1 protein-coding gene is annotated in these 1,436 nt (G+C 56.0%); it reads left to right on the plus strand.

What is annotated here, in order from left to right; all coding sequences use genetic code 11:
- Nucleotides 1-88 precede the first annotated feature (88 nt).
- A complete protein-coding gene (locus tag AC0Z7K_RS24355; RefSeq protein WP_485616261.1) occupies nucleotides 89-1,426 on the plus strand; it encodes an IS4 family transposase in 1,338 nt (445 codons plus the stop codon).
- Nucleotides 1,427-1,436: the final 10 nt, after the last annotated feature.

Genomic DNA, 1,436 nt, shown 5'->3' on the forward strand with positions numbered 1-1,436 from the left:
GCGAGCAATGCCGATCAGTTAAGGATCGGTTGACCGATCCTTAAACTGCGGCACTATAACGGCTTCCACCACAGGGAGCCGTTTTCTTATGCCACTTCTCAATGACCTGCTCGATTTCAGTGACCATCCCCTCATGCCGCCACCTTCTGCACAACTTTTTGCAGAGCATCTTCCCGCTGAGTGGATACAGCACTGTCTCACCCTTTCTGAACACGCCACTGTCCGTCGACGCCGTTTGCCCGGAGATATGGTCATCTGGATGGTCGTCTCCATGGCCTTTTTCCGTAACGAACCCATTACCGATGTGGTTCGCCGTCTGAGCCTGAGTGCCGATGGGGAGGCCGGAACGAACCTGCTGGCCCGCAGTGCCGTCACGCAGGCTCGCCAGCGTGTGGGGGCGGCTCCCGTGGAATGGTTGTTCCGTCAGACGGCCCAGGCTTGGGGCACTGAACCCTACGACAAAACTGACTGGCACGGGCTGCAGCTTTTTGCCATTGACGGGGCGCAGTTTAGAACGCCTGACGAGCCTGAACTTCGGGAATATTACGGCTCTGCCAACACGTCCACCGAGCGTCAGAGTGCCTACCCTGTTATGCGTCTGGTGGCGCTGATGAACCTGGGCAGTCACATCCTGCTGGATGCCGCCACTGCACCTTATCGTCGAAGTGAAATTTTGCTGGCACAGTCGATGACAGCGTCCATCCCGGACAACTCCATCACGCTGTTCGATAAGCTGTTTTACAGTGCAGATCTGTTGCTGACGCTGGGCCAACAGGGCAGTAACCGCCACTGGCTGCTGCCGGCCCGAAAGAATATGGTGGCGGAAACAGAAGAAAGCTACGGAGCCGGCGACATGCTCCTGAAGCTGAAAGTCTCCCCTCAGGCGCGGAAAAAGAATCCCTCGCTGCCGGAATATTGGTATGCGCGGGCGGTGACTTATGCCCTGAACGGCGTGGAGAAAACGGTGCTGACATCGCTTCCGGCAGACCGCTATAAAGCGAAAGATGTGGCAGAGCTTTATCACTCCCGATGGGAAATAGAAGTGGGGTTCAGGAACCTCAAAAGCAGCCTGCTGGACAATGCGCTGGTACTGAGAAGCCGTAAGGTAGCCCTGCTGGAGCAGGAGGTGTGGGGGATGTTGCTGGCGTACAATCTGATAAGGCGTGAAGCAACAAAGGCGGCGGAAAAACACAAAAGAGCGCCGTCGGAAATCAGCTTTAAATTTGCCTTTCAGTTCATCGCGACAGAAATGATAGTGCTGGGAAATACGGTGTCGCCGGGCACTATCCCGAAACGGCTGGAGCATCTGAGGGGAAATCTTGAAGCCCTGTTCATAACAAAACGCCCCCGACCGTCAAGGCCGAGGGCGGTTAAGATGTCAAAAACCCGCTATCCGGTGAATCCTCATGCCGCTCCGCTTAAGTGAACGGCATTGC

The sequence above is a fragment of the Rahnella sp. 1L-D-7-B-C2 genome (assembly GCF_057290995.1).

What these genes read in the sequence shown, in the direction of transcription:
- AC0Z7K_RS24355 (WP_485616261.1), top strand. Translation starts at nt 89, where the DNA reads ATGCCACTTCTCAATGACCTGCTCGATTTCAGTGACCATCCCCTCATG.